General features: G+C 62.8%; 21 protein-coding genes and 1 rRNA gene. 11 read left to right on the forward strand and 11 right to left on the reverse strand.

Features of this window, described 5'->3' with window-relative positions; genetic code table 11:
* Positions 1-117: ribosomal RNA gene (locus ACLHZ1_RS11170) — 16S ribosomal RNA — on the reverse strand; the annotation flags it as partial.
* A 585-nt stretch (positions 118-702) separates the two neighbouring features.
* Here ACLHZ1_RS11170 and rapA point away from each other — a divergent pair.
* Positions 703-3,570 carry an RNA polymerase-associated protein RapA gene (gene rapA / locus ACLHZ1_RS11175; protein ID WP_427262151.1) on the forward strand — a complete coding sequence of 956 codons (2,868 nt, stop codon included), beginning with the start codon at positions 703-705 and terminating at the stop codon, positions 3,568-3,570.
* A 326-nt stretch (positions 3,571-3,896) separates the two neighbouring features.
* The gene (rluA, locus tag ACLHZ1_RS11180) at positions 3,897-4,553 is read left to right on the forward strand and encodes a bifunctional tRNA pseudouridine(32) synthase/23S rRNA pseudouridine(746) synthase RluA (protein ID WP_408775853.1); all 657 of its coding nucleotides are present in this window, start codon (positions 3,897-3,899) and stop codon (positions 4,551-4,553) included.
* A 70-nt stretch (positions 4,554-4,623) separates the two neighbouring features.
* On the opposite strand, the gene ACLHZ1_RS11185 is transcribed toward rluA, so the two are convergent.
* From ACLHZ1_RS11185 to ACLHZ1_RS11205, 5 genes are all read right to left on the reverse strand, one after another.
* On the reverse strand, positions 4,624-4,770 hold the full coding sequence (locus ACLHZ1_RS11185) for a hypothetical protein (RefSeq protein WP_244911325.1): 147 nt from the start codon (positions 4,768-4,770) through the stop codon (positions 4,624-4,626).
* Between the two features lie 102 nt (positions 4,771-4,872).
* Positions 4,873-6,690 carry a putative bifunctional diguanylate cyclase/phosphodiesterase gene (locus tag ACLHZ1_RS11190; RefSeq protein WP_427262215.1) on the reverse strand — a complete coding sequence of 606 codons (1,818 nt, stop codon included), beginning with the start codon at positions 6,688-6,690 and terminating at the stop codon, positions 4,873-4,875.
* 124 nt (positions 6,691-6,814) lie between these two features.
* The gene (locus ACLHZ1_RS11195; protein WP_427262152.1) at positions 6,815-7,312 is read right to left on the reverse strand and encodes a molybdopterin-binding oxidoreductase; all 498 of its coding nucleotides are present in this window, start codon (positions 7,310-7,312) and stop codon (positions 6,815-6,817) included.
* Between the two features lie 93 nt (positions 7,313-7,405).
* Positions 7,406-9,043, reverse strand: a complete 1,638-nt coding sequence (groL, locus tag ACLHZ1_RS11200; protein WP_427262153.1) for a chaperonin GroEL — start codon at positions 9,041-9,043, stop codon at positions 7,406-7,408.
* 39 nt (positions 9,044-9,082) lie between these two features.
* The gene (locus ACLHZ1_RS11205; protein ID WP_041995438.1) at positions 9,083-9,376 is read right to left on the reverse strand and encodes a co-chaperone GroES; all 294 of its coding nucleotides are present in this window, start codon (positions 9,374-9,376) and stop codon (positions 9,083-9,085) included.
* Between the two features lie 248 nt (positions 9,377-9,624).
* Here ACLHZ1_RS11205 and ACLHZ1_RS11210 point away from each other — a divergent pair, with 248 nt between their 5' ends.
* Positions 9,625-10,950, forward strand: coding sequence for an MATE family efflux transporter (locus ACLHZ1_RS11210; protein ID WP_427262216.1), 1,326 nt, complete (start codon positions 9,625-9,627; stop codon positions 10,948-10,950).
* Positions 10,951-11,050: 100 nt separating this feature from the next.
* On the opposite strand, the gene ACLHZ1_RS11215 is transcribed toward ACLHZ1_RS11210, so the two are convergent.
* Positions 11,051-11,515, reverse strand: a complete 465-nt coding sequence (locus tag ACLHZ1_RS11215; protein ID WP_427262154.1) for an FxsA family protein — start codon at positions 11,513-11,515, stop codon at positions 11,051-11,053.
* Positions 11,516-11,959: 444 nt separating this feature from the next.
* Between ACLHZ1_RS11215 and aspA the strand changes: the two genes are divergently transcribed.
* Positions 11,960-13,402 (forward strand): aspartate ammonia-lyase, encoded by a 1,443-nt coding sequence (aspA, locus tag ACLHZ1_RS11220; RefSeq protein WP_427262155.1) that lies wholly within the window; start codon positions 11,960-11,962, stop codon positions 13,400-13,402.
* Between the two features lie 128 nt (positions 13,403-13,530).
* A complete protein-coding gene (locus ACLHZ1_RS11225; RefSeq protein WP_427262156.1) occupies positions 13,531-14,850 on the forward strand; it encodes an anaerobic C4-dicarboxylate transporter in 1,320 nt (439 codons plus the stop codon).
* A gap of 121 nt (positions 14,851-14,971) precedes the next feature.
* On the opposite strand, the gene mdtH is transcribed toward ACLHZ1_RS11225, so the two are convergent.
* Positions 14,972-16,165 (reverse strand): multidrug efflux MFS transporter MdtH, encoded by a 1,194-nt coding sequence (gene mdtH / locus ACLHZ1_RS11230; protein ID WP_427262217.1) that lies wholly within the window; start codon positions 16,163-16,165, stop codon positions 14,972-14,974.
* 94 nt (positions 16,166-16,259) lie between these two features.
* On the opposite strand from mdtH, the gene ACLHZ1_RS11235 reads away from it, so the two are divergent.
* On the forward strand, positions 16,260-17,159 hold the full coding sequence (locus ACLHZ1_RS11235; protein ID WP_408801196.1) for a LysR family transcriptional regulator: 900 nt from the start codon (positions 16,260-16,262) through the stop codon (positions 17,157-17,159).
* A 45-nt stretch (positions 17,160-17,204) separates the two neighbouring features.
* Here the strand turns inward: ACLHZ1_RS11235 and ACLHZ1_RS11240 are convergent, their stop codons facing one another.
* Complete coding sequence (locus ACLHZ1_RS11240; RefSeq protein ID WP_427262157.1) at positions 17,205-18,974, reverse strand: M4 family metallopeptidase; 1,770 nt, start codon at positions 18,972-18,974, stop codon at positions 17,205-17,207.
* A gap of 354 nt (positions 18,975-19,328) precedes the next feature.
* Here ACLHZ1_RS11240 and ACLHZ1_RS11245 point away from each other — a divergent pair, with 354 nt between their 5' ends.
* Together ACLHZ1_RS11245 and ACLHZ1_RS11250 are read left to right on the forward strand one after the other, a co-directional pair.
* The gene (locus ACLHZ1_RS11245) at positions 19,329-19,883 is read left to right on the forward strand and encodes a GNAT family N-acetyltransferase (RefSeq protein ID WP_427262158.1); all 555 of its coding nucleotides are present in this window, start codon (positions 19,329-19,331) and stop codon (positions 19,881-19,883) included.
* Positions 19,883-20,458 (forward strand): GNAT family N-acetyltransferase, encoded by a 576-nt coding sequence (locus tag ACLHZ1_RS11250; protein ID WP_427262159.1) that lies wholly within the window; start codon positions 19,883-19,885, stop codon positions 20,456-20,458. Before ACLHZ1_RS11245 ends, ACLHZ1_RS11250 begins: the two co-directional genes overlap by 1 nt.
* A 49-nt stretch (positions 20,459-20,507) precedes the next feature.
* Here ACLHZ1_RS11250 and ACLHZ1_RS11255 read toward each other — a convergent pair whose 3' ends face one another.
* Complete coding sequence (locus ACLHZ1_RS11255) at positions 20,508-20,762, reverse strand: hypothetical protein (RefSeq protein ID WP_427262160.1); 255 nt, start codon at positions 20,760-20,762, stop codon at positions 20,508-20,510.
* A gap of 636 nt (positions 20,763-21,398) precedes the next feature.
* Positions 21,399-22,565, reverse strand: a complete 1,167-nt coding sequence (locus ACLHZ1_RS11260; protein WP_427262161.1) for a multidrug effflux MFS transporter — start codon at positions 22,563-22,565, stop codon at positions 21,399-21,401.
* A gap of 172 nt (positions 22,566-22,737) precedes the next feature.
* On the opposite strand from ACLHZ1_RS11260, the gene ACLHZ1_RS11265 reads away from it, so the two are divergent.
* The 3 genes from ACLHZ1_RS11265 (at position 22,738) to hemW (ending at position 25,456) form a co-directional block, all read left to right on the forward strand.
* Positions 22,738-23,427 carry a metallophosphoesterase gene (locus ACLHZ1_RS11265; RefSeq protein ID WP_427262162.1) on the forward strand — a complete coding sequence of 230 codons (690 nt, stop codon included), beginning with the start codon at positions 22,738-22,740 and terminating at the stop codon, positions 23,425-23,427.
* 120 nt (positions 23,428-23,547) lie between these two features.
* Positions 23,548-24,144: an RdgB/HAM1 family non-canonical purine NTP pyrophosphatase gene (gene rdgB / locus ACLHZ1_RS11270; RefSeq protein ID WP_427262163.1), complete on the forward strand. Its 597-nt coding sequence runs from the start codon at positions 23,548-23,550 to the stop codon at positions 24,142-24,144.
* Between the two features lie 166 nt (positions 24,145-24,310).
* Positions 24,311-25,456, forward strand: a complete 1,146-nt coding sequence (hemW, locus tag ACLHZ1_RS11275) for a radical SAM family heme chaperone HemW (protein WP_427262164.1) — start codon at positions 24,311-24,313, stop codon at positions 25,454-25,456.
* Positions 25,457-25,490 lie beyond the last annotated feature (34 nt).

Here is a 25,490-nt window from a genome sequence, read left to right on the forward strand (position 1 = left end):
CACCCGTCCGCCGCTCGCCGGCAAAAGTAGCAAGCTACTTTCCCGCTGCCGCTCGACTTGCATGTGTTAGGCCTGCCGCCAGCGTTCAATCTGAGCCATGATCAAACTCTTCAATTTAAGTTTGGTTGCTTCGAAAAGCGGCTCAATGAATTGCTGAAATAAACTGTTCGGCTTGTTATTGCTAACAAGTCGTCTTGGTCACTTCACCAGACATTGAAAATCAAAAATTAATTTTGATGCTCGATGCTGTGAGTGCCCACACAGATTGCTTGATTCAAATTGTTAAAGAGCGTCACGCTTATCGCGTTGAGGAGGCGCATCTTACGCTCCTCACTTCGAAAGTCAAGCGGTTGTTTTCGCTTTTCTTTCGGCGCCTGCTTCACAAGGAAGCTGGCTCATCAGGTTGGCGTGTTCCGCCGTGCTGGTAGGGGCGCATTATAGGGATGGCGCGCCCGCTGGCAAGGGAAGAATGACAAAAAGATGACAGAAAGAGTGCGTTCGCTGGTAAATGCAGCAAAACACTCATTTATTGAGCGCTTAACCCAACGGACAAGCCGGTCAGGGGCAATGGGGCTCCATGACACATAGGGAGGAGTGGCTATCTTTGCTGCCAACCATATCCATGATGATCGCGTTCACGCCTTCGGGTAACATAGCGCCCCTTTGTGATTCACACACTCTTGTTGGGCTTTGGAGAGTTTAATGCCTTTTGCACTTGGCCAGCGTTGGATTAGTGATACGGAAACGGATCTGGGGTTGGGAACAGTTGTGGCCGTCGAAGGGCGCATGGTGACCCTGCTGTTTCCGGCGACCGGTGAAAACCGCATGTATGCCAAAGAAGAGGCGCCGGTCACCCGGGTCAGCTTCAATGTGGGGGATCAGATTGCCAGCCATGAGGACTGGACCCTGACCGTCGACGAAGTGCAGGAAAAGGATGGCCTCCTTATATATGTAGGCACACGCACCGACAACGGTGAACCCGTGGCGCTCAAGGAAGTGTTTCTCAACAATTTCATCAAGTTCAACAAGCCGCAGGAGCGCCTGTTCGCCGGTCAGATCGATCGGATGTCCCGCTTTACCCTGCGCTACGAAGCCCTGGTCAATCAGCACAAGCGCCGTCGTAACCCGACCCGCGGTCTGGCCGGTGGCCGGGTCAGCCTGATCCCCCATCAGCTCTATATCGCCCATGAGGTGGGTCATCGCTATGCCCCCCGTGTCCTGCTGGCCGATGAAGTGGGTCTGGGCAAGACCATAGAAGCGGGCATGATCATCCACCAGCAGCTGCTCTCCGGTCGCGCCCAGCGGGTGCTCATCCTACTGCCCGAGACCCTGCAGCATCAGTGGCTGGTCGAGATGCTGCGCCGCTTCAACCTGCACTTCTCCCTGTTTGACGAGGAGCGCTGCATCGAAGCCTTCGCCGATGCGGAGAACCCCTTCGAGACCGAACAGCTGGTGATCTGCAGCCTCGACTTCCTGCGCAAGAAGCGCCGCCGCTTCGAACAGGTGCTGGAAGCCGAATGGGATCTGCTGGTGGTCGACGAGGCCCATCACCTGGAGTGGAGCGTGGAGGCGCCGAGCCGCGCCTATGAGATGGTGGAAGCCCTGGCCGAACAGGTGCCGGGCGTGCTGCTGCTGACCGCCACCCCGGATCAGCTGGGCCACCAGAGCCACTTTGCCCGCCTGCGTCTGCTCGATCCCGAGCGCTTCTACGACTACGATGCCTTCCTCGCCGAGGAACAGGCCTATGGCCAGGTGGCCACGGCAGCCCAGGAGCTGCTCGATGGCGAGACCCTGAACGAGGAGGCCAAGCAGATCCTCGCCAGCCAGCTGGAAGGGCTGGATCTGCGCGATGCTGCCGCCCGTCAGCAGGCGGTCGCCAAGCTGCTGGACCAGCACGGCACCGGCCGGGTGCTGTTTCGCAACAGCCGCGCCAATATCCAGGGCTTCCCCGAGCGTCACCTCAATGTCTACCCCATGCCGCTGCCGGAGCAGTACAAGACCGCCATCAAGGTGATGAGCATGATGGGGGGCAATGGGGGCGACCTGCAGGCTCGCGCCCTGCGCTACCTCTATCCGGAGAAGATCTACCAGCAGTTCGAGGGCGATAGCGCCAGCTGGACCCAGTTCGACCCCCGCATCGACTGGCTGCTGGAGCTGCTGCTCGGCGCGCGCCAGCAGAAGGTGCTGGTAATCTGCTCGGAGGCGGCCACCGCCCTGGCTCTGGAAGAGGCACTGCGCACCCGCGAGGGGATCCGCGCCACCGTCTTCCACGAAGGCATGTCCATCCTGGAGCGGGATCAGGCGTCCGCCTATTTCGCGCAGGCCGAGGGCGGCGCCCAGGTGCTGCTCTGCTCCGAGATCGGCTCCGAGGGTCGCAACTTCCAGTTTGCCAGCCACCTGGTGTTGTTCGACCTGCCCCTCAACCCGGATCTGCTGGAGCAGCGCATCGGTCGTCTGGACCGGATTGGCCAGCAGAACACGGTCGAGATCCACGTCCCCTACCTGGCGGGCAGTGCCCAGCCTGCGCTCCTGCGCTGGTACCATGATGGCCTGGATGCCTTCGAGCAGACCTGCCCCACGGCCCGCCCGGTATTCGAGGCCGTGCAGGATCAGCTGTTCGAGCTGCTGGCCGCCAACAGCGGTGACACCGACGAACTCGACGCCTTGCTCGACCGAACCCGCGAGTTGCACGAACCGCTCAAGGCGCGCCTCGAGCAGGGGCGCGATCGCCTGCTGGAGATCCACTCCAGCGGGGGCGATGCCGCCAGACAGCTGGTCGAGAAGCTGGCCGCCGAAGATGACGACACAGCCATGATCTCGTTTGCCCTCAAGATGTTCGACGAGATCGGCGTCAATCAGGATGACAGGGGCGAAAACGCCCTGGTGCTGACCCCGGGGGATCACATGCTGGTCTCCAGCTTCCCGGGCCTGCCCCAGGACGGCATGACGGTCACCTTCGACAGGGATACCGCCCTCTCCCGGGACGATATGTTCTTCCTCTCCTGGGATCACCCCATCATGCGCGGCGGCATAGATCTGATCCTGGGTTCCGAGATTGGGGCCACCTCGGTTGCCCTGCTCAAGAACAAGGCGCTGCCGGTGGGCTCCATCCTGCTGGAGCTGATCTTCGTGGCCGAGTCGGCGGCCCACCCTCAGCTTTACCGTTTCATGCCGCCAACTCCGATCCGTCTGCTGATGGACAAGAACGGCCAGAACCTGGGCGAAAAAGTGGCGTTCGATGCCTTCAACCGCCAGCTGACCCCGGTCAATCGTCACCTGGGCAGCAAGTTGGTGACTGCGTCCCAGCCGGTGATCCATGGGCTGATCGGCAAGGGTCAGGTCATTGCCGACACCCTGAAGGTCGCCATCGTCGATGAGGCCCGTGGTCAGATGGCGCAGACGCTGCAACAGGATCTGGACCGGCTGGAAGCCCTCAAGGCCGTCAACCCGAACGTGCGTGACAGCGAGATCGACTATCTGCGCGACCTGCAAGCGGAGCTGCACCACCTGATCGATCAGACCCAACTCAAGCTGGATGCCATCCGCTTTATCGTGGTCACCCATAACTGACTTGATACTAAAGAGGCATGACCTGATCAGGCTGGATGCCATGCCCTTTTTATCGTGGTCAGCCATAACTGACGCGGTACTAAAGAGGCATGACCTGATCAGGCTGGATGCCATGCCCTTTTTATCGTGGCCACCCATAACTGACGCGGTACTAAAGAGCCATGACCTGATCAGGCTGGATGCCATGCACTCTTTATCGTGGTCACCCATAACTGACAAAGCAGTGAAGAGCCATGATCCGGCCCACGCGGGATCTCATGCCCTTTATGATTGTGGTTACCCATAACCGATGGGGGCTTGCCCCCACCTTCTGATGCGAGACCTTTATGTTTGAATACTCACCGCCTCTGGAACCCTGGCTCGATATCCTGTTCAAGGACAAGGACATCATGGTGGTCAACAAGCCCACCGGCCTGCTGAGCGTCCCCGGGCGCGGCCCCGAGAATGAAGACAGCGTCCTGCACAGGGTGAAGCAGCAGCACCCCAAGGCGGCGGCGGCCCATCGCCTAGACATGTCCACCACCGGGGTGCTGGTGATCCCGCTCAACCCCAATGCCCACCGGGAGCTGAGCCGGCAATTTCGCGAGCGGGAGACGGAGAAGCACTATCTCGCCTGGGTCTGGGGCGAGCCGGCGGCGCAGTCCGGCGAGATTGACCTGCCTCTGTGCGTGGACTGGCCGAACCGGCCCAAACAGAAGGTGGATTTCGAGGAGGGGCGCCATGCCCTGACCCTGTGGCAGACGCTGAAGGTGGAAAACGGCAACAGCCTGATCAAGCTGACCCCCATCACGGGTCGCTCGCACCAGCTGCGGGTCCATATGCTAGAACTTGGGCACCCCATCCTCGGGGACAACCTCTATGCCCACCCACAGGCCCTGGCGGCGGCTCCCCATCTCTATCTCCATGCGGCCAGTCTGACCATCAGCCACCCCCGCAGCGGCGAGCGGATGACCTTTGAGGCCCCGGCTCCCTTCTCCTGCTAAGGCTCCCTATACAGACTCCCAAATAAAGAAAAGCCTCGGTCGAGAGACCGAGGCTTTTTGTTGCTTGGCATCATACGTGGATGTTGATGTTGCCACCCAGGGTGCTGCCTGCCGTGCTCTTGGGCGCGGGAGCGGACTGCGCTGCGCCCTGCAACAGGGCCAGGGCGGTTTGCCCCTCCTGCACCTGTTGCTTCTTCGCCAGGCTGGCGACCATCATGGCACTTCCATAAGATGCAGATGTAGAACCAGATATTTCCATTTGCATTCCTCCTGCCTTCAGGCTATCGGCCAGGGGAGCAGAACCATGAGCCACGATCGTTCAACTGTTGCATGCCTTGCCGGATTCTTTGCCCCCCAGCCAACGCTCTTCCATCTCCAGCAGAGTCTGATAGGCGGCCTCGGCCTGGGCCGGACGGCTGAACAGGTAGCCCTGACCATAGAGATGAATATCGGTGAGGCTGCGCAGCACATCGAGCTGGGCCTGGGTCTCAATTCCCTCGCACACCAGCGTCTTGCCCAGCATGGAGCCGAGTCGGCAGATGTTGGCGACCAGCTCCGCGGCCTCGACGGAACTGTCGATCCCCTGGATGAAGGAGCGGTCGATCTTCACCTTGCTCACCGGCAGTTTCTGCAGATAGCTGAGGGAGGAGTAGCCGGTACCAAAATCATCAAGGGCCAGCTGCACCCCCTGCTGATCCAGGTCCTGCATCAGTTGCAGCGAATTTTTCACCTCGTGCATCGTCGTGTCCTCCGTCACCTCCAGCACCAGGTGGGTGGCGGGAATATGATGATCCATCAAGGCCTTGGCGACCAGTTTCAGCAGGCTGCGCTGGTACATGCCGGGGGAGATGTTGACGCACATCTGCAGATCGACCAATCCCAGTTGCTGCCATTGATAGAGCTGCTCACAGGCCGTATTCAACACCCAGCTGCCCAGCTTCTCGGCCAGCTGAAACTCCTCGGCCACCTGGATCACCTCATTGGGAGGAATGAAGCCAAGCTCGGGGTGGCGCCAGCGCAGCAAGGCCTCGACGGCTTCGCAGCGTCCCGTCTCCAGATTGATGATGGGCTGGTAGTAGAGTTCGAGGGCATTGCGCTCGAGAGCCACCACCATGTCGGAGGCCAGGTGCTTGCGCCTTGCCGTCTCGTTTTGCAGGGACTTGTCGTAGATGACATAGGGCACATGGGTCTTGCGACTGTGGAAAAGCGCCTGCTCGGCCCGGCTCAGCAGCTCCTGAGTCTCCTCGCTGTCCATCGGGAAGAAGGCGATACCGATCCCCACCTCCAGGCGAAACGGGTAGTGATCCAGCAGTATGTCCTGCTTGATCAGATGGAGCAGACGGGAGACCAGCTCGCGCACCTGCTTGAGGTCGCTGCTGCCGCGCTGGATGATGGCGAATTGATCCCCCACCAGCCGCGCGGCCCATTCACTCTCGTTGCACAGTGAGGTCAGCCGGCGTGCCAGCTCTTGCAGCAAGAGATCGCCGATGTTGTAGCCAAACTTGCTGTTGATATCGCGAAACTCGTTGATGTCTATCAGCACCAGCCCAAAGGGCTGCTCCCGGGTGACGCACTCCTCCATCTGCTCCAGCAGGGCGAGGCGATTGGAGAGACCGGTCAACGGATCGAGGCGAGCCTCCCGATAGTGACGGCGTCCCTCACGGATCAGCAGGATGCTGAGCATGACCACAGACAGCAGCAGACCGCTCACCATGAACAGCAAGGAGTTGCGCAAAGAGCCAAAACGCTGGTCATTGCCCGTGTAGACCTTGATGTTCTGTTGCATCACGGAGGCGAGGGAGTAGGAGAGTGGCTCTTGCAAGGGAGAGAGCCGCATCATCACCTGTTGATAGTCACCATTGCCGCTATTGAGAGCCATGATACGGGGCTCGAGCTCGCGGATGGTGCTCTCGATCAGCTGCACCAGACGCAGGGCCTTCTGCTTGTCGTGCAGGCTCTCGCGCAGCTGGCCGCTCAGCAGCACAGGGGTGCGGCTCCACAGGATGTCGTAGCGCAGCATCAGGGTGTCATGGTCGATGCCGCCATAATGGTAGAGCTCGACCGAATTGAGAAAGCGTCCCAGCTCCAGTTGCAACTGCATCAAGGCCCAGGAGACGTCATAGGTGTACTTCTCCATGACCCGGGTCGCATTCTGGATCTGCACCAGGCAGTAGAGGGTACTCCCGGTGAATGAGAGTATGGAGAGGTAGAGAATGAGCAATATCGGCCAACTCTTTCTTTTCACCCGCCCTCCCCCCTCGTCAGTGCTGGATATCGATGGCACTCAGTTGCCAGATCATCATGTCGGTGAAGACAGACTGCTTGAGTTCCGGATATTGGTCCAAGGGTAGGATAAACCAAAGCGGTCCCTTGTCACGTACCCGCATGGTGATGCCGTCGTCCTGCCAGGCCAGTATGGGCTCGTATTGCTGCACCTTCTCCCAATCGACCTTGATCTGAAAACTGTTGAGGGCGGTCAGGGTCAGGGTCTTGCCCCTGGCATCGAGCGCCGCCAGCAGATCCGCCACCTTGGGTCCCTTGTAGTGATGGGGTTTGTCGACCCAGGGATTGCTGGTGACTATCTCGTGCTGGGGCAGGGACTGGATGAGGGCAAGATCCAGCGCGACCCGGCCATCTTGCGCGTGCTCGGCCTGGACGTTGCCGGTCACGGTCAGGATGACGGGTCCCCTGGGCGCCTCCATGGCCATGACCGGGCTCATGAGACCGGCAAGCAGGGCGAAAACAGCGAGTTTCATCATAGATACACCAATGATTTCATTATCAATATAACCAGTTTAACCGCAGTAAAAAAAACGGCCCGCCAATGCGGGCCGTTTGATGGCAAGGTGCGATTACATCATGCCGCCCATGCCACCCATGCCGCCCATATCCGGCATGGCAGGGGCATCTTTCTTCGGCAGTTCGGTGACCATGCACTCTGTGGTGATCATCAGACCGGCGATGGAAGAGGCGAACTGCAGCGCGGAGCGGGTGACCTTGGTCGGATCCAGGATCCCCATGGCCAGCATGTCGCCATACTGTTCGGAGTAAGCGTTGTAGCCGTAGTTGCCTTCACCGTTCTTCACGGCATTGGCGATGACGGAGGCCTCTTCACCGGCGTTGATGACGATCTGACGCAGCGGGGCTTCCATGGCGCGCAGGGCGACCTTGATACCCACGTTCTGATCTTCGTTGTCGCCACGCAGGCCAGTCAGCTTGGCGGCCACGCGCACCAGGGCGACACCACCACCGGCCACCACGCCTTCTTCCACGGCAGCGCGAGTGGCGTGCAGGGCATCGTCGACGCGGGCTTTCTTCTCTTTCATCTCGACTTCGGTGGCAGCGCCCACCTTGATCACGGCAACACCGCCGGCCAGCTTGGCCACGCGCTCTTGCAGCTTCTCGCGATCGTAATCGGAGGAGGTCTCTTCGATCTGCTGACGGATCTGAGCCACACGGCTCTCGATCAGGGCAGCATCACCCACGCCATCGATGATGGTGGTGTTCTCTTTGGTGATGACGATGCGCTTGGCGCGGCCCAGATCTTCCAGTGCCGCCTTCTCCAGCTCCATGCCCACCTCTTCGGAGATGACGGTACCGCCGGTCAGGATGGCGATATCTTGCAGCATGGCCTTGCGACGGTCACCGAAGCCAGGGGCCTTGACAGCAGCCACCTTGACGATGCCACGCATGGTGTTGACCACCAGGGTCGCCAGGGCTTCGCCTTCCACGTCTTCGGCGACGATCAGCAGGGGTTTGCCCGCCTTGGCCACGCCTTCCAGCACCGGCAGCATTTCGCGGATGTTGGAGACTTTCTTGTCCACCAGCAGGATGAAGGGGTCATCCAGCTCGACGGCGCCGGTTTCCGGCTTGTTGACGAAATAGGGGGAGAGGTAGCCACGGTCGAACTGCATGCCTTCCACCACGGCCAGCTCGTCTTCCAGGCCCTGGCCATCTTCGACTGTGATGACGCCATCACGGCCGACCTTGTCCATGGCTTCGGCAATCAGCTTGCCCACTTTCTCGTCGGAGTTGGCGGAGATGGTGCCGACCTGGGCGATGGCATTGCTGTCGGCGCAGGGCTGTGACAGGGTCTGCAGCTCGGCAACGGCGGCCACCACGGCCTTGTCGATACCACGCTTCAGATCCATGGGGTTCATGCCGGCGGCAACGGCCTTCAGGCCTTCGTTGACGATGGCCTGAGCCAGCACGGTGGCGGTGGTGGTGCCGTCACCGGCGGCGTCGTTGGCCTTGGAAGCGACTTCCTTGACCATCTGAGCGCCCATGTTCTGGAACTTGTCTTCCAGTTCGATTTCACGGGCGACGGAGACGCCATCCTTGGTGATGGTCGGGGCACCGAAGGACTTGTCCAGTACCACGTTGCGGCCTTTCGGGCCCAGGGTCACCTTGACGGCATCGGCCAGGATGTTGACGCCTTCCAGCATTTTGATGCGGGCTTCGTTGCCAAACTTAACTTCTTTAGCTGCCATGATTGTTGAATCCTTTAATCAATTCGGGGGAAGGAAAAATTACGCTTCGACGATCGCCAGGATGTCGGTCTCGGACAGGATCAGCACGTCCTGGCCGTCCAGCTTCTCGGTCTTGACGCCGTAACCTTCGTTGAAGATCACCTGGTCACCGACCTTGACTGCGAGGGCTTTCACTTCGCCATTATCCAGAATTCGACCAGTCCCCACGGCCAGAACTTCACCACGGGTGGACTTCTGAGCCGCAGTACCAGTCAGGACGATACCGCCAGCGGATTTGGCTTCAGCCTCGATGCGCTTGATGATGACGCGGTCGTGCAGTGGACGAATTTTCATCGATAACTCTCCCAAAATGAGTCACTTTGTTACTTGAGGAATGGCCATTCCTGGCCAAATTGCATATGTCCCAGATGTGGGGCACTTATTCCGCCCCTTCAAGGGCGGATACAAAAAAAATTTTTTCACGTACTATGAACGCCTTCGATGGATAGCCGTGCCCCGTCATGGACCCGGGTTTGCCCCAGCGCAAACCAGACCTCAGTCCCCAGCCGTGAAGAGACGAGCCCTTGACCCGACCCAATCCCATGCTGACCGCCCCCATGCCCGCCGTTCTGCTGCGCATGACAGGTCCCATGATCCTCGGCATCGTCGCCATCCTGGCCTTCAACCTGATCGACACCTTCTTCATCGGCATGCTGGGCACCCAGGCACTGGCGGCCATCAGCTTCACCTTCCCGGTCACCTTCGTGATCACCTCCCTGGCCATGGGACTGGGGGCCGGGCTCAGCGCCGTGATCGGCCATACCCTGGGCCAGGGCAAGCACGAGGAGGCGGCCCACCTCACCACGGACAGCCTGTTCCTCGCCGTGGTCCTGGTCTGTGCCCTCGCCCTGCTGGGCGCCCTCACCATCAACCCCCTGTTTCGTCTGCTGGGGGCAGGGGAGGCGCTGATCGCCCTCATCCACGACTACATGTTGATCTGGTACCTGACGGTGCCCATGCTGGCGCTGCCCATGGTGGGCAATGCCGCCATTCGCGCCAGCGGGGACACCAAGACCCCCAGCCTGGTGATGGCGGTGGCCGGCCTGGTCAACGGGGTGCTGGATCCCCTGCTCATCTTCGGCATAGGCCCCTTCCCCGAGTGGGGCATTCGCGGGGCGGCCATCGCCACCTCCCTCTCCTGGCTGATGGCCATGCTGGTCAGCCTCTACATATTGCGTCACCGGGAAGGCCTGCTGCGCTGGCGCCTCTCGCCCCGTCACGCCCTGCTGGCTCACTGGCGCGCCCTGCTCCAGGTGGCCGTGCCCGCATCGTTTACCAACATGCTCAACCCCCTGGCCAACGCCGTGCTGATGACCATCTTCGCCGGGCTGGGCACCGAAGTGGTGGCCGCCTACGGGGCGGCATCCCGGGTCGAGGCTTTGCTGCTGATCGTGATGATGGCGCTCTCCTCGGTGCTGGCGCCCTTCGTGTCCCAGAACTGCGGCGCGAGCAATCCGGCCAGGGCCAAGGCGGCGCTGCTGCTCTGCATGCGCTTCGCCCTGCTGTTCCAGCTCGCCATCTATGGCCTGACCTGGCTGCTCGCCCCCCTGATAGCCACCCTGTTCAGCGACCACCCCCAGGTGGTGCGCCTCATCGTCCTCTACCTGCATCTGGTGCCCATCGGCTACGGTTTTCAGGGCATGGTGATGCTGCTGGCCTCCTCCCTCAATGGGGTGCGGGCCTCCAGCATCTCTTTCCTGTTCAATGGTATGAGGCTGTTCTGCCTGTTGCTGCCCGGGGCCTGGCTCGGCGCCCGGCTGGGCGGGGAGGAGGGAGTCTATCTGGGCATACTGATCGCCAATCTGGTGGCAGGGTCTCTGGCCTGGTTTTATGCCCACCACCACTTCGAGCGGCTCTGCCGCCGCTAAGGCGGGGGCCGCGAAGCCATATGACAAACGGGGCCGCTGTTGCGGCCCCGTTGCGTCTCATCCTGTCCCAGCCGGGGCAAAGTCCCCGTCGGCGCGAGGATCACTCCTTGCGCTCGAACTCCCCCTCTATGGTGGTGCCGGGACGATCGTGCAGCCTGGACTCAGGGGAGGTTCCAAAACCCTCCTGGGATGGGAAGCCCCCCATGGCCCCCTGCACCCTGACCCCCTTGACCAGCTTGTCGGCCAATCGACCCCGCAGCGGCGGCAGCAACAGCAGCAGCCCCAGCAGGTCGGTGACAAATCCCGGCACGATCAGCAGCAAGCCCGCCAGGGCGAGCAGCATGCCCCCCAGCAGTTCGCGGGCCGGCATCTCGCCCAGTTGCATCCGTTGCTGGGCCTCGAGCAGGGTCTTGAGCCCCTGCCGCCTCACCAGGGCGCTGCCCACCATGGCGGTCAGCACTATGAGTACCACGGTCGGCAGGGCGCCGATCACGGTCCCCACCTGGATCATGACGGTCAGCTCCAGCAGGGAGAGACCGATAAACAGCAGAAACAACTTACCCATGTTGACCTCGGTGCGGCTTGATAGAGATAGGCCAGTCCTGGCTGGCACTCGCCTTCTCCACCCTGTTCGGGTCAAAGAAACGGCATTCCTGTCCATTAGATGGGGGGGGATGCCTGCATCTTCAAGTCAAAGCGCGATCCACTCGTGATTTCAGGGAAAAATTCTGCTGACATGGCTGGGCGTCACTGCCCTGTTCTGTCACAGTAAATGGGTCAATTGCAACATCTGTTGAATAGCCGCAATAAATTTGAAAATCTCTCAAATTTAGTGATCTGCGTCTAGTTAGGATTACCCCCATTGGGGTAAAGTTGCCGACAGTAATTGGGGAGCCATTCCCCTACCGCCCCACTCGATGTGTGGTGCTTCAGGATGAGCCGTGCGCAAGGAACTCGCGACCACTCGGTGAGGATCATTTTCCATTTATCTGATTTCTGAGGCATGACAATGAGCGACATCAACAACGTCCGCATCGAAGAAGATCTGCTGGGCACCAAAGAAGTGTCCAATGAACTCTACTACGGCGTCCATACCCTGCGGGCGGTCGAAAACTTCAAGCTGAGCACTCAGAAAATTTCTGACGTTCCCGAGTTTGTCCGTGGCATGGTGCTGACCAAGAAGGCCGCCGCCCTCGCCAACGGCGAGCTGGGCACCATTCGTCCGGAAATCGCCGACAAGATAGTCGAAGCCTGCGACCTCATGCTCAACACCGGCAAGTGTTTCGACCAGTTCCCGATCGACGTCTACCAAGGCGGCGCCGGTACCTCGGTCAACATGAACACCAACGAAGTGCTGGCCAACATCGCCCTCGAAATCATGGGGCTGGAGAAGGGTCACTACGACGTCATCAACCCGAACGACCACGTCAACAAGTGCCAGTCCACCAACGATGCCTACCCGACCGGTTTCCGCGTCGCCGTGGTCAACAGCACGGACACCACCCTGGATGCCCTGGAAGATCTGATCACCGCCTTTGATGCCAAGGCCAAGGAGTTCAGCGGCGTGCTCAAGATGGGCCGCACCCAGCTGCAAGACGCCGTGCCCATGACCCTGGGTCAGGAGTTCCACGCCTTCGCCGTCACCCTGCGTGAAGAGATCAAGTCCATCAAGCGTTGCCAGGAGCTGCTGCTGGAGGTGAACCTGGGGGCCACCGCCATCGGGACCGGCCTCAACACCCCGCCCGAGTACTCCGCCCTGGCCATCCAGCGCCTGGCCGAGATCACCGGCCGCGCCTATGTGCCCGCCGAGGATCTGATCGAGGCGACCTCCGACTGCGGCGCCTACGTCATGCTGCACGGCGCCGTCAAGCGTCTGGCCATGAAGCTCTCCAAGATCTGCAACGACCTGCGTCTGCTCTCCTCCGGCCCGCGCACCGCGCTCAAAGAGATCAACCTGCCGGAGATGCAGGCTGGCTCCTCCATCATGCCGGCCAAGGTCAACCCGGTCATCCCGGAAGTGGTCAACCAGGCCTGCTTCAAGGTGTTCGGCAACGACGTCACCATTACCTTCGCCGCCGAGGCGGGTCAGCTGCAGCTGAACGTGATGGAGCCGGTGATTGGTCAGGCCATGTTCGAATCCCTGAGCCTGATGAAGAATGCCTGCATCTCCCTGCGCGAGAAGTGCGTGGAAGGCATCACCGCCAACCCGGAGATCTGCATGAACCACGTGCTCAACTCCATCGGTATCGTCACCTACCTCAACCCCTTCATCGGTCACCACGAAGGGGATATCGTCGGCAAGATCTGTGCCCAGACCGGCAAGAACGTCCGTGAAGTCGTGCTCGAGCGCGGCCTGCTGACCCCGGAACAGCTCGACGAGATCCTCTCCATCGACAACCTGATGAACCCGCAGTACAAGGCCAAACGCTTCCAGCGCGGCGCCACCGTATAAGCGAGTCAGGGCCGGGACACTCCCGGCCCTGAAAGCCATTTCCCGACGCGCAGGTTCACCCGGCCCATCGGGAAATGGCTTTATGCCAGAGCTCATTTTCAAAACTAAAAAATAACGGAGTGTTCACTATGATTGGAATCGAGTTGGCCGTCGTGCTCGGCGCTATCTATCTGGGGGCCAGAATAGGCAGCATAGGCATCGGCTTCGCCGGTGGCCTGGGGGTGCTGGTGCTGACCTGGGGGCTGGGCATGCAGATCCCGGGTGATCAGCTGGTCAGTTACATCCCCTGGGACGTGATCATGATCATCGCGTCCGTCATCTGCGCCATCGCCTGCATGCAGCTGGCCGGCGGCATGGACTACCTGGTCTCCCTGGCCGAGAAGGCCCTGCGCAAGAATCCCAAGCACATCACCTTCGCCGCCCCCGTGGTCACCTACCTGATGACCATGCTGGCCGGGACGGGTCACACCGCCTTCTCCACCCTGCCGGTGATCGCCGAGGTGGCCAAGGAGCAGGGCATTCGCCCCTCCCGCCCGCTCTCCATCGCCGTGATTGCCTCCCAGATCGCCATCACCGCCTCCCCCATCTCGGCGGCCGTAGTGGCCTTCTCCGGCATGCTGGAACCCTTTGGCGTCGACTACCTGACCCTGCTGGCCATCTGCATCCCCTCCAGCTTCCTGGCCTGTATCCTGGGCGCCTTCGTGGCGAACCTGATGGGCAAGCCGCTGGAGCAAGATGAGGTCTATCTGGAGCGCAAGGCGAAAGGTCTGATCAAGCTGCGCGGTACCAGCCAGGTCGAGCTCAAGCCCTATGCCAAGCTGTCCGTCGGCATCTTCGTCGCCGCCATCGTCGCCGTCATGGCCTATGCCACCGCCATCTCAGGCAACGTGGGTCTGATTGCCCACCCGCCCATCCCCCGCGATGGCGCCATCATGGGCATCATGCTCGCCGCCGCCACCATCATGACCCTGGTATGCAAGCTGGACGCCACCCAGGTCACCAACATGCCCACCTTCAAGTCCGGCATGTCCGCCTGTATCTGCGTGCTGGGGGTGGCCTGGCTCGGCAACGTATTCGTGAAGGGCAACATGGACACCATCCAGATGGTGGCCGGCGATCTGCTCAACAACTACAGCTGGCTGCTGGCGGTGGTCTTGTTCTTCTCCTCCATGCTGCTCTACTCCCAGGGTGCCACCACAAAGGCTCTGATGCCGGCCGCCCTGGCACTGGGGGTCAGCCCGCTGACCGCGATTGCCTCCTTCGCCGCCGTGAGCGCCCTGTTCGTGCTGCCCACCTACCCGACCCTGCTGGCCGCGGTGGAAATGGACGACACCGGCTCCACCCGTATCGGCAAGGCGGTGTTCAATCACCCCTTCTTCGTACCGGGTGTCGCCACCATCGCCATGGCCGTGACCCTGGGCTTCTTCTTCGGCGGTCTCATGCTCTGACCCCGACACGCCCTGCTCTGAAAAAGCGGCCTGCGGGCCGCTTTTTCATGGCCGCCGCTCAGGCAAGACCCCCTGCAACGACACCGGCCGCATCAGCGGCCGGTCTCTTCTTGTCTCGCGCTCACGCCCGGAGCTGGGCCAGCTCCGGGCGGTGGGCGAAGCAGCGCGCCAGCAGCAACAGGGTCACCACGCCGACGGTGCCGAGCACCAGCCAGGGCAGCCAGGGCTGTCCCTGGGCCATGGCGTAGTCATGGAGCGCGCCGCCGCCCACGTACCCCGTCATGCCCCCCAGGGCCAGGCCGAGCCGGCTGAAGCCCATGTAACTGCCCCGCGCGCTGGGGTGGGCCAGCCGGGTCATCAGGGTCTCCCGGGCCGGCTCAACTATGATGATGCCGAGATAGAAGCAGGCCAGCAGCACGAAGATTGCCTCCAGGCTGGTGGCAAACGCCACCAGGCCTATGCCGGTGGTCATCAGCAAGATGCCCGCCAGCAACCGGGTCTCCAGCCGGAAGTGGCGCTCGCCGTAGCGGGCCAGGGGATAGAGCAGCGCCAGGGAGAGGGCCGCCTCCAGGCTGTACATCCAGCCCACCGCCGTGCTGCTGCCCGCCATCTGCTTGACCAGAATGGGGAAGATCAGCATCACCTGCACCCAGAGCGCATAGTAGCCGCTCAAGATCAGCACCACCCGGCAGAAGCCCTTGTCCGCCAACACCCGGCCGAGCCCGGCCTTGATCGGCGTGGGACGCAGGGAGATCCTGTAGGCGGGCAGGATCAGCCAGTTGCACAGGGCGGCGCAGACGAAGAGCCCAGCCCCCAACAGGCAGACATATTCGAAGTCGAAGTTGAGCAGCCAGCTGCCGAGCAGGGCGCCGAGCACGGCCCCGGCGCTCTCCAGCATCATCAACAGCGAGATGTAACGCCCGCGCTGATGGGGACGGGTGAACTTGATGACCAGGGCCGCCCGTGGCGGATCGAACAGGCAGCCCCCGAGGCCTGAGACCACGCAGGAGAGGATCAGGGCCAGGCCGCTCTCGGCATAGGCCAGACTGGCGAATCCCAGGGCCCGCAGCAGCATGCCGCCAACGATGAGCGGCCGCGCCCCGAAGCGATCGGCGAGCGACCCGCCGAAGATGCCGAGCCCCTGCTGGCTCAGCTGACGTAGGCCCAGGGCCAGCCCCACCACCCCAGCCGCCCAGCCAAGCTGATCGACGAACCTCAGGCTGATCATGGGCATCACCACGAAGAACCCCAGGATCACCAGCAAGGAATCCAATGCCAAGAACCAGCGTCCCAGCCGCCGCGCCCGCTCCACCATAGCCACCTCTGTCCCCAATTGATGCTGCTATTCTGCGAGGGGCAGAGATATAGTGGTAGCCGACAACTGGCTATATTTCATATTGGAAAATTTTATGGCTATGACGCTCGATGATCTGCAACTGCTGCTGGATGTGGTCAACCGGGGCAGCTTCAGCAAGGCGGCCGCGGTGAGGGGCTGGTCGCAACCCATGGTGAGCCAGCGCATCGCCGTGCTGGAGCAGGCCCTCGGCCAGCCGCTGTTTCGCCGCCATCGCCGCGGAGCCACCCCCACCACGGCCTGCGAACAGTTTCTACCGGCGGTCAATACCGCCCTCGCCACCCTGGCGGCCGGCCAGCTCGCCCTGCAGGGCACACCCCTGCTGCCACGCATCCGCCTCTCCTGCCTCCCCTCCCTCACTACTGTGGTGTTCGGCCCCCTGTTGCTGGCCCTGGTGGACGAGAGCTTCGAGATCCGCTGCAGCACGGATCACTCCGGTATCATCATGCAGGAGCTGCTGACCGGGGAGACGGATGTCGGCTTCATCCTCAAGTGCCCCGCCATCGCCGGCATCCAGCTCGAGCTGCTCTACCGCTCCCCCATCATAGCGGTGGCCTGTGCCACCCATCCCCTGGCCGGTCGCCAGGGGTTGACCCTGCAAGACATCGCCAACGAGCGCCTCGCCCCCCAGCAGTGGGGCACGGGCTGCGATGAGCTGCTGATCCAGCTGAGGCTGCTGCGCCAGGTGACCCGGCCCCTCCATGCCATCCAGCCCGCCAGCGCCGCCCGGGAGCTGGCCCTGGAGCACGGCTTCATCACCCTGATGCCCGCCCTGGCCATCGCCCGGGATCTGGAGTTCGGTCGCCTGGTGCAGCTGGATGTGACGGATCTGCCGCCGGATCACTGGGACGTCATGATGGCCTGGCGCGGCGGCAAGCGCCCCAACCCGGAGAAGGAGCGGGTGCTCGAGGCCGCCCGCACCCTGGCCCGGCGCTGGGCGGGGGACCTCACATAAAAAAGCGCCGGACCAGGCCGGCGCTCTTCTTTATGCCGTTCAGGCTCAGTAGCTGGCCTTGAGGGTCACGCCGGAGAAGGCGCTGTAACCGCTCAGCTGCACATGCCAGATCCCCGCCCTGGGGGCATTGAGGGTGCAGGTCTCGGTGTTGCCGCTCTGGTAGGGACGGCAGTCATAGCTGGTCGCCGTGGGCGCCGCGCCGAACTTCACGTAGAGATCCGCATCACCGCTGCCGCCACTGCTGGCGACCACCAGCTGGCTGCGACCGGCGGGCACCTCGACGGTGAAATTCAGTTTGCCCCCCTTGGCGGCGGCGAGGTTGCTCATCGGCACCCCGTTTTGCAGCACGCTGCCCGGCGGGGGCGGGGTGGTGCCACAGCCGGCATTGACCCCGACTGCGCTGAAGGCGGCCGCCACGTCACCGAGGCCGTAGCCAAGATCCGTGGCGGCCTTGGTCACGCCGCAGGCCCCCTGATCGAAGCTGGTGTTGGGGCCCCAGTAGAGGCGGTTGGCCAGCACGAACACCTCGAACGCCTTGCGGGTGTTCCAGCCGCTGGTATTGGCCAGCAGGTAGAAGGCGCGGTTGTAGACCCCGGAGCTGTGGTGTACGTCCATGCCGTTGCGATAGTCGCTGGCATGGCCGATGGAGCTGCCGTCCCGGGTCGGATCCTCGAAGTAGCGCAGGGAGCCGTTGCCCTTGAAGATCTGGGCCCCCACCAGCCAGTCGTTGCTGCCCTTCATGTAGTTTTCCGCCGCCTCGCCCGCCATGTCCGAGAAGGCCTCGTTGATGCCGCCGGACTGGCCCGAGTAGACCAGCCCCGAGTTCTGCTCGGTGAAACCGTGGCTCACCTCGTGGGCGGCCACGTCCAGGCTCACCAGGGGATGGAAGGTGGTGGCGCCGTCACCGAAGGTCATCTGGCTGCCGTCCCAGAAGGCGTTCTCGTAGTTGCGGCTGTAGTGCACCCGCATCTTCAGCTTGAAGCTCAGCGGCGCCGTGTTGTACCAGTTGCGGTACATGTCGAACACCACGTTGCCGAAGTAATGGGCGTCGTTGAGGGGAGAGTAGGCGCCGTTGATCTCCTTGACCGTGTTCTCCGGGCAGGTGAACTGGTGGATGGATCCCCCCGAGGTACCATGGTTCATGTTGATGGTATCGACATGGGTGCTGCTCATGCGGCAGTTGGCATCGACCACCAGGGGGCCGAAATCGGCGCCATAGAAGTACTTCCCTGTCTTGATGTTGCCCCCGGGTCCACCGGCGTTCTGGTGGTTGATCCCCTCCCAGCGCTTGAGCTCGGCGCCGCTGTTGGCATCCACCATCACGAAGGGGCGACTCGGCACTTCGCTCGCCGCCAGCCAGGAGACCAGGTAGACCAGCCGGGCCTGGCCCGCCTCATCCTGCACCACGAACAGCTTGACCCGCTCGTTGCTGCCCTTGGCCCCGGCGCGGGCCTTGGCCGCCGCGTCGGCGGGGGAGAGGCTGGCTTTCGGGCTGGCGAGATCGCCCTCGATCTGGCGCAGCATCTGACCGGACAGCTTGCTGACCTGGCCGCCGAGAGACTGCTCGGCCACCAGCACCTGACCCCAGACCGGGATCCCGTGCCAGGTCTGCTCATAGCGGACCCGCTGTTGACCATTGGGCAGGGTGACGGCCCGCACCTGGCGATACTCCCCCTCCCCTGCCAGTGCGCTCACTCCGGCCGCGCCACTCGGCGCCCCTTGCATGCCCGCGACCTGGGTGATGGTTACCTGCTCGGCCGCCAGGGCAATGCCGCCCCAGCAGGCCAGCGCGACGGCCACATAGACTCTGTTCATCTCAGCTTTCCTTAAAATCGATGATATGCCGGGCCACTCCCGGCGCCTCTAAGCTAGCGAGCGCCCGCCAGATTGCGCCCTGTCAAAACTGACAAGTCAGCACAAAGGGGTAGCAGGATCTGCTGATGCGCCCCCTGGTGGGCCCTGAAGGCGACCGGCTCAGCATCTTGTGTCAATGGTGGGGAGTCCGGGGCCAAATGCCCCCCCATATTCGGCATATCTGTCACAGGGGTCCCCCATATGCTTCGCCGTACCGGTTCGCACACCGGCAGACGATGACGACCCCATGGCACTCCACGGGCCGATTGGCTACATTGGCACCACACAACGCGATGGCATGGATGGAGAGACCCTATGTTCACCTGGCAGCTGGATGACGAACTGGCGCTGATCTTCTTGCAGCCCGACATGGCGACCGAACTGTACGCCCTCTGTCGACAGAACCGGGATTACCTCGCCCAGTGGCTGCCCTGGCCTCCCCTCATCCAGCGCCACGACGACACGGCCACCTTCATCCGTCATGCCATCGAGGGGTTCGCCCGGGGCGAGTCCCTCACCACCGCCATCGAATATCAGGGGGATCTGGTCGGCATCATCAGCTACAACCGGATCGACCACAGCCTGGGCAAGGTGACCCTGGGATACTGGCTGGCGGAGCGCTGGCAGGGCAACGGCATCGTCACGCGCGCCTGCCGCGCCCTCATCCATCATGCCTTCGAGGAGATGGCCATGGAGAAGGTGGAGATCAGTGCCGCCCTCGACAACGAACCGAGCCGAGCCCTGTGCGAGCGGCTCGGCATGCGTCAGGAGGGGGTCGTGCGCCGGGCCGAGCGGCTGGGGGACAGGGTGCTGGATCACGCCCTCTACGGCCTGCTGCGGGACGAATGGCTGCAGCAGAGGGATGCCTGATGGCCCTGCCTCACCTGACGACGGCGCGCACCCGGCTCACCGTGCTGCCCCCCGAGCGGGCGGATCTGATGCTCGACTACTACCTGCGCAACCGCCGGCACCTGGCCCCCTGGGAGCCCAGACGCGACCCCGAGTTCTACACCCTGGCCTGCTGGTTCACCCGTCTGCGGGAGAGCTATGCCCAGTTCTTCGCAGGCCAGGCGGTCAACCTGGTGGCCCTCGACGGCAGCGGGGAGCGGGTGATCGCTACCTGCAACTTCACCAACATAGTCCATGGCATGTTCCAGGCCTGTCACCTGGGCTACTCGATCGATGAGGCCCACCAGGGCCAGGGGCTGATGCAGGAGGTGGTGCAGGGGGGAATCGACTACCTGTTCGGCGAGCTGGGGCTGCACCGCATCATGGCCAGCCACATGCCGGCCAATCTGCGCAGCGCAGCCCTGCTGGCCCGGCTCGGCTTCGAGCGGGAGGGGTATGCCCGCGACTACCTGATGATCAATGGCCGCTGGGAGGATCATGTGCTGACCGCCCTGCTCAATCCCGACTGGCGCGCCCCTGAGCGGGGGCAGCAATGAAAACGGGCCCGGGGAAATCCCCGGGCCCGTCTCTCAAGGCAGAGCCGGCTTAGTTGGCCTTGGCATCGCTCACGGCGGCTTCAACCTTGTCGGCGGCGTCGCTGGCGGCCTGCTCAACGGCAGCACCAGCATCGGCGGCGGCTTCACCAGCCTTGTCAGCGGCCTGCTCGACGGTGGCGCCGGCTTCGCTGGCGGCTTGTTCTACTTTGGCAGCAACGTCAGCGGCAGGGGTCGCCGCTTCTTCTTTCTGACCACAGGCGGTCAACATCAGACCCAGGATACCGGCTACCAGTACTTTGTTCATGTGCATACCCTCAAGAAATTGGAGAGATGGCATCGTTGCCATCACAGGCATCTTGCCCCCTCTTCGATCAGCAATGAAAGGGAGCCAAGAGGCGCGCAGAATATAACCCCAACCCCGGACAATAGAAACGCGTATCACAATGATATTTTCTCACCCATTGGATAAATAAACCCGAAATAACGCGCTTTATTGACACAAAGAATCAACAATGAACGATTTTACGCACAACTTGCTCACTGTTCAGGCCAACTTCTCCCTCTTGTCGCCATCGAGGGTCAGGCCCCGCAGAGGCCTGGGCTCAGACAGCTTCTGACCGGATGGGCGGCACCAGGGGCAAAAACAAAGACGGGGGCCTGGGCCCCCGTCTTCTCCCCTCTTTCCATCAGCCATTGACGCAGAGGCTGCGGCCACGGCGGGTCAGCAACACCGGCAGGGGCGGCAGCAGCAGCCACATGGGCAGGGCTAGTTGAACGACGGGGGCCTGGGCCCCAGTCTTCTTTTCTACTTCCCTCAGCCATTGACGCAGAGGCTGCGACCACGCCGGGTCAGCAGCACCAGCAGGGGCGGCAGCAGCAGCCACATGGGCAGGACAAGTTGAACGACGGGAGCCTGGGCCCCCGTCTTCTTCTACATCCCTCAGCCATTGACGCAGAGGCTGCGACCACGGCGGGTCAGCAGCACCAGCAGGGGCGGCAGCAGCAGCCACATGTGCAGGGCAAGCTGATTGAGGGGGTCCGGCATCAGGGCCCCCGTGATCCCGACCAGGGCGCCGGCCCCGCTCATCTGGAACAGGCCCAGCAGGGCGGCGGCGGTGCCGGCGCAGTGCCCGAAGGGGGCCAGCGCCATGCCGGCGGCGGCCCCCAGCACCATGGCGAACCCGATACTGGAGAGGAACACAGGACCCATCATGGCCAGGGGATGGGGAATAGGCTGCACCAGGGTCAGCATCAGGGCCGACAGGCAGATCACCAGCAAGCCGAGACGCAGGGTGCGCCTGGGGCCGACCCTGGCGATGAAGCGCGGTGCCAGGAAGCAGGTGGCAATATTGAGGACGGCATTGGCGGTGAACCAGTGGCTGAAGCCGTTCATGTCCAGTCCCAGCTTGACCATCAGCTGCACCGGCGCCGCCGTGACATAGGCCAGGATCACCGCCATCGCCAGCATGCAGAGGCTGGCATTGAACAGGAAGCTGGGGGAGCGCAGCACAGGGCTGTAACGCTCCCAGCTGATCAGGGCCCCCTCGCTGCGGGTCTCCTCGGGGCGGGTCTCCGGCATGCGCCACACCAGCCAGCAACCGACCAGGGCGGCATAACCCGCCATGAACCAGAAGTTTGCGGACCAGCCCGCCTGGGCGGTCAACCAGCCACCGAGCAGGGGGGCCAGCGCCGGGATGAAGCAGATGGCGCCGTTGAGATAGGAGATCATCTGGCCGCTCTTCTTGGGGCCATAGCTGTCACGCACCACGGAGAAGGCGGCGACCGAGGTGGCGCACGCGCCGAAGCCTTGCAGCACCCGGGCCAGCATCAGCTCCCCCAGGCTGGCGGCGAAGCCGGCCCCCAGGGCGCTCAGGCCATAGAGCAGCACGCCGCACAGGGCGATCGGCTTGCGGCCGTAGCGATCGGCAAGCGGCCCCACCAGCAGCTGCCCCAGTCCCATGCTGAACAAAAACCAGGTGATGGTGCCCTGCATCAGGGTCACGTCGGCCCCCAGTTGCTCGGCCATCTGCGGGATGGCCGGCAGATAGATGTCGATGGCCAGTGGGCTGAACAGCACCAAGAGCACGAGTAACAGGATCAGGGGCATGACTTACCTCATACGGGCCTGGGGAGGCCTAAGCTTACTGGAGTGGGGCGGCAGTCTACTGGCTCAGTGAAATGAACAGAAATGGTATTTACTCACCAATGTTATTCCATATGAGAAATCACTCCCCCACGACACCCGATCATCGCCTGGCTGGCGGACACCCGGAGGTCCCATGCCCCCTGTCATCTCCATCCCCGGCCGCACCCTGATCGTCGGGGATCTGCACGGCTGCCTGGCCCAGCTCAACCAGGCCCTGGCGCGCCTCGACTTTGATCCGGCGGCCGGGGACAGGCTCTGCTCGGTGGGGGATCTCATCGACCGGGGCGAAGAGAGCCCGGGCTGCCTGGCCCTGCTCGACCAGCCCTGGTTTCATGCGGTGCTCGGCAACCACGAAGCCATGCTGCACAGCGCCCTGAGCTGCGCCGATCCCCAGGCCAGGGCGCATTGGCGTCGCAACGGGGGCGCATGGTTTGATGCCCTCAGCCCCCGGGAGCAGACCAGGATCCGGGCGCGGCTGCCCCAGCTGGCCCGCTTGCCCCTGGCCCTCACCCTGCAGACGGCCCTGGGTCGGCGCATCGGCCTGGTGCATGCCGATCCGGTGGCGGACGATTGGCATGCGCTCACCCCGGCCTTTCTGGCCAGGCACAGGGAGGCTCTCCTGTGGGAGCGCGGCCGCCTGCTGCGCCTGCTGCAAGACCCCGCCCTGCCCCAGACGCGGATCGCCCATGTCGATCTGGTGGTGATGGGCCACACCCCGCTGCGCACTGGCTGGTGGCGCCACGGCAACCTCTGCTGGATAGACACGGGGGCCGTCTATGGCGGCGCGCTCACCCTGCTCGAGCCAGACCGCCTCACCCTGTGAGCCTGCTTGGCGCACGTCGGCCCATCGCCCGTCCCCGGGTGCCACAAACTCGACAATTGCCCCTTTGATTGACGCGGGCCTGCCCGTAGAATGCGCAGGTTATTTTTGCGGAGGTGCACGATGAACAAGCTTGTCCTGGCAACAGGAAACCAGAAGAAGGTCAAGGAATTGGCCGCCATGTTGGCCGACATGAAGATCCAGGTGATCCCCCAGAGCGAGTTTGCCGTGCCCGATGCCGACGAAACGGGCACCACTTTCGTCGAGAACGCCATCATCAAAGCGCGCCACGCCGCCCGCCTCACCGGCCTGCCCGCCGTGGCCGACGACTCTGGTCTGGAAGTGGATCTGCTCCATGGTCGCCCCGGGGTCTATTCCGCTCGCTTCGCCGGGGATCAGGCCAGCGACAGGGAGAACATCGACAAGCTGCTGACCGAGCTCAACGGCGCCCCCGACTACCTCAAGAGCGCCCGCTTCTGGTGCGTGCTGGTCTATATGCGCCACGCCGACGATCCCACCCCCATCATCTGTCAGGCGAGCTGGGAGGGCCTCATCCTGGATGCGCCCCGCGGTGAACAGGGCTTTGGCTATGACCCCGTCTTCTTCGTGCCCGACGAGGATTGCAGCGCCGCCCAGATGCCGAGCGAGCTCAAGAACCGCCTCAGCCACCGCGGCCAGGCCCTGGCCAAGCTCAAGGCCGCACTGGCGGCGATGCACTGAGTTCAGGCACAGCGACAGACCCAGGTTTGCGTTGTCATCTACCGTTGTCATCTACAATGGGGGCCATCAGCCCCCGTTTGTTCGCTGAGCCTTGGTTCGACGAGCCCGTATCCTCATCTGCTACCAGGGCCAATCCATCGGCCCCTGTTTGATCATTGGAAGCCCCATGCTGCAACTGCCGCCCTTCTCCCTCTATATTCATGTGCCCTGGTGTGTCCAGAAGTGCCCCTACTGCGACTTCAACTCCCATGCCCAGAAGGGGGAGCTGCCGCACATGGAATATGTGGCCGCCCTGCTGGAGGATCTGAGCCAGGATCTCAAGTGGGCTCAGGGTCGGGCCCTCTCCTCCATCTTTATCGGCGGTGGCACGCCGAGTCTGCTCTCCGTGGAGGCGATGCAGGCGCTGCTGGACGGGGTGCGCTCGCGCATTCCTCTGATGACGAACTGCGAGATCACCATGGAGGCCAATCCGGGCACGGTGGAGGCGGACAAGTTCGCCGGCTTCCAGCACGCCGGCATCAACCGCATCTCCATCGGGGTGCAGAGCTTCCAGCAAGACAAATTGACCCGGCTCGGCCGCATCCACGGCCCAGAGGAGGCGCGCAAGGCCGCCGCCCTGGCCCACGCCATCAAGCTTCCCACCTTCAACCTGGATCTGATGCACGGCCTGCCGGATCAGAGCCTGGACGATGCGCTTTACGACCTGCAGCAGGCCATCGACTGCGCGCCGCCCCATCTCTCCTGGTATCAGCTCACCATAGAGCCGAACACGGCGTTTGCCTCCAAGCCGCCCACCCTGCCCGATGACGACATCCTCTGGGACATCTATGAGCGGGGCCATGCCCTGCTCACCGCCCGGGGCTATCGTCAGTACGAGATCTCCGCCTACGCCAAGGAGGGTTACCAGTGCCACCACAACCTCAACTACTGGCGCTTTGGCGACTATCTGGGCATCGGCTGCGGCGCCCACGGCAAGGTGACGGATCTGGCGGGACAACAGGTGCTGCGCAGCGCCAAGGTCAAACACCCCAAGGGCTATCTGGATCCGGTGCGGGACTACCTCGACAGCCAGTGGCAGGTGGCGGCGGCGGATCTGCCGCTGGAGTACTTCATGAACCGCTTCCGCCTGTTCGAACCCGTGCCCAAGTGGGAGTTCGAAGCCTATACCGGCCTGCCCCTGGAGCGGGTCGAGACCATGCTCGACATCGCCCACAGCAAGGAGCTGATCGACGATCACGGGGATCACTGGCAACTGACGGCCCTGGGCCATCGTTACCTCAACGTACTGCTCGAGCTCTTTATGGACGAGTGATCGCTCGACTATCTGGAGTTCTGCAAGTCGGTGA

The organism is Aeromonas sobria (assembly GCF_050266975.1).
Lineage (GTDB): Bacteria > Pseudomonadota > Gammaproteobacteria > Enterobacterales > Aeromonadaceae > Aeromonas > Aeromonas sobria_B.

Bases quoted from the DNA above. Each gene is read 5' to 3' on its own strand.
- rapA (WP_427262151.1), top strand. From the start codon at position 703: ATGCCTTTTGCACTTGGCCAGCGTTGGATTAGTGATACGGAAACGGAT.
- rluA (WP_408775853.1), top strand. From the start codon at position 3,897: ATGTTTGAATACTCACCGCCTCTGGAACCCTGGCTCGATATCCTGTTC.
- ACLHZ1_RS11185 (WP_244911325.1), bottom strand. From the start codon at position 4,770: ATGATGGTCGCCAGCCTGGCGAAGAAGCAACAGGTGCAGGAGGGGCAA.
- ACLHZ1_RS11190 (WP_427262215.1), bottom strand. From the start codon at position 6,690: ATGGAGAAGTACACCTATGACGTCTCCTGGGCCTTGATGCAGTTGCAA.
- ACLHZ1_RS11195 (WP_427262152.1), bottom strand. From the start codon at position 7,312: ATGATGAAACTCGCTGTTTTCGCCCTGCTTGCCGGTCTCATGAGCCCG.
- groL (WP_427262153.1), bottom strand. From the start codon at position 9,043: ATGGCAGCTAAAGAAGTTAAGTTTGGCAACGAAGCCCGCATCAAAATG.
- ACLHZ1_RS11205 (WP_041995438.1), bottom strand. From the start codon at position 9,376: ATGAAAATTCGTCCACTGCACGACCGCGTCATCATCAAGCGCATCGAG.
- ACLHZ1_RS11210 (WP_427262216.1), top strand. From the start codon at position 9,625: ATGCTGACCGCCCCCATGCCCGCCGTTCTGCTGCGCATGACAGGTCCC.
- ACLHZ1_RS11215 (WP_427262154.1), bottom strand. From the start codon at position 11,515: ATGGGTAAGTTGTTTCTGCTGTTTATCGGTCTCTCCCTGCTGGAGCTG.
- aspA (WP_427262155.1), top strand. From the start codon at position 11,960: ATGAGCGACATCAACAACGTCCGCATCGAAGAAGATCTGCTGGGCACC.
- ACLHZ1_RS11225 (WP_427262156.1), top strand. From the start codon at position 13,531: ATGATTGGAATCGAGTTGGCCGTCGTGCTCGGCGCTATCTATCTGGGG.
- mdtH (WP_427262217.1), bottom strand. From the start codon at position 16,165: ATGGTGGAGCGGGCGCGGCGGCTGGGACGCTGGTTCTTGGCATTGGAT.
- ACLHZ1_RS11235 (WP_408801196.1), top strand. From the start codon at position 16,260: ATGGCTATGACGCTCGATGATCTGCAACTGCTGCTGGATGTGGTCAAC.
- ACLHZ1_RS11240 (WP_427262157.1), bottom strand. From the start codon at position 18,974: ATGAACAGAGTCTATGTGGCCGTCGCGCTGGCCTGCTGGGGCGGCATT.
- ACLHZ1_RS11245 (WP_427262158.1), top strand. From the start codon at position 19,329: ATGTTCACCTGGCAGCTGGATGACGAACTGGCGCTGATCTTCTTGCAG.
- ACLHZ1_RS11250 (WP_427262159.1), top strand. From the start codon at position 19,883: ATGGCCCTGCCTCACCTGACGACGGCGCGCACCCGGCTCACCGTGCTG.
- ACLHZ1_RS11255 (WP_427262160.1), bottom strand. From the start codon at position 20,762: ATGAACAAAGTACTGGTAGCCGGTATCCTGGGTCTGATGTTGACCGCC.
- ACLHZ1_RS11260 (WP_427262161.1), bottom strand. From the start codon at position 22,565: ATGCCCCTGATCCTGTTACTCGTGCTCTTGGTGCTGTTCAGCCCACTG.
- ACLHZ1_RS11265 (WP_427262162.1), top strand. From the start codon at position 22,738: ATGCCCCCTGTCATCTCCATCCCCGGCCGCACCCTGATCGTCGGGGAT.
- rdgB (WP_427262163.1), top strand. From the start codon at position 23,548: ATGAACAAGCTTGTCCTGGCAACAGGAAACCAGAAGAAGGTCAAGGAA.
- hemW (WP_427262164.1), top strand. From the start codon at position 24,311: ATGCTGCAACTGCCGCCCTTCTCCCTCTATATTCATGTGCCCTGGTGT.